Genomic DNA, 1,679 nt, shown 5'->3' on the forward strand with positions numbered 1-1,679 from the left:
ATTAAATACTTTACAATATAGGAGCAATACACTTATGAATGAATTAGTAATAATAACAGATAGTTCTTGTGACTTATCTTTAAACTATTTAAATGAAAACAATATTATTTTATTACCCTTAACTGTTGAGATACAAGGTAAAATTTATAAAGACATAATTGATTTAGATACTGAAAAATTTTATAACTTAATAGATGATAAATTATCTATACCTAAAACTGCTGCAGTAAATTTATATACTTTTGAAGAAGTATTTAAAAGAGAATTACTTAAAGGAAATGAAGTATTATATATTGGTATTTCCTCTGAAATTAGTAGTACATTTAGCAGCGCCTATCAAGCAAAGTCAATACTAGGTAGTAATAAGATACATTTAATAGATTCTAGATCTGCTGCATATGGACAAGGTTTATTAGTTGAAATAGCTAATAAAATGAAAAATGAAGGTAAAAATGTTAATGAAATAATTAAAGCTATTGAAGATATAATTCCTAGAATGGATTATGCTATAATGATTAATGATATAGAAATGCTTAAAAGAAGTGGAAGAATTTCTGCAATGATGTCTTTTGCAGGTAACTTATTGAATATAAAACCTGTAATTTGTGTTCAAGATGGCGAAGTTGAAATATTAAAAAAGGTTAAAGGAACTAAATCTGCTATAAACTTTTTAGTAAATAGATTATCTGAGTTTAAACCTGATAATAAATTTCCTATAGTAATATACTATGGATGTGATAACGATTTAAAGGATATGGTAAATGATAAGTTAATTAACCTTTTCCCAAATAACAATATTAAAAGTATGCAAATTGGTGCTACAATAGGCTCTCATACTGGCAAATATGGAGTAGGTATATTCTTTGTAAAAGAAAAGTAATAATATTTAATAATTAATTTAAAAAATAGTACTCGCATATGAGTACTATTTTTAATTTATTATCTTATAAAGTTTGTTCTTACTATAGGAACTAATTCAGGAGTGGGAATATTCTTAGCAGCTTCTTTACACTTAATTAAATAAGCCATATTTCTAGCTAATACCTTCATAGTTCTTACTCCTTCTAAATCTTGCACAACTTCTTCTGGTGTATTACCATGAATTTGATTCCAATAAACTGATGATACTATTGGCATTTCATTTATAGTAAAATATTTATTTAATTGATCAAATGCAGCACTTGCACCACCTCTACGACATGATACAATACTTGCGCCAAATTTATGTCTTAAGTGATTTTTATCTGTTGAATAAAAAAGTCTATCTAAAAATGAAGTTACTGCTCCACTAGCTGCTGCATAATGCACAGGTGAACCTACAATAAATCCATCTGAACTTTCTAATTCCTTACTTAATTCATTTACTAATCCACCATGAACACATTCACCTAATTTTCTACAAGCACCACAGCCTGTACATCCTATTATAGCCTTGTTACCCACCTCGTAGAATTTTACTTCTATTCCTTCATTAACTAATTCTTTTTCTATGATTTTTAATGCAGTATGTGTACATCCATTAGCTCTTGGACTTCCATTTAGTAATATTACTTTCATGTTTAACTCCCCCATAACAATTTACTATTGATATTATAGCAGAATTAAATTACTTTTATAACAAAATTTTAATTATATTTTTACTTTTTAAGTATATTATGACATGCTATTTTATGACCATC

At 26.9% G+C, this 1,679-nt stretch carries 2 protein-coding genes; one reads left to right on the top strand and one right to left on the bottom strand.

The window, feature by feature from the left end; genetic code table 11:
* On the top strand, positions 1 to 880 hold an 880-nt coding region (locus I4V51_RS20780; protein WP_207746039.1), incomplete at its 5' end, for a DegV family protein.
* Positions 881 to 939: 59 nt separating this feature from the next.
* Here the strand turns inward: I4V51_RS20780 and I4V51_RS20785 are convergent.
* A complete protein-coding gene (locus I4V51_RS20785; RefSeq protein WP_195990340.1) occupies positions 940 to 1,557 on the bottom strand; it encodes a flavodoxin family protein in 618 nt (205 codons plus the stop codon).
* Positions 1,558 to 1,679 lie beyond the last annotated feature (122 nt).

The sequence above is a fragment of the Clostridium sp. D53t1_180928_C8 genome, assembly GCF_015667795.1.
Taxonomy (GTDB): Bacteria; Bacillota; Clostridia; order Clostridiales; family Clostridiaceae; genus Clostridium.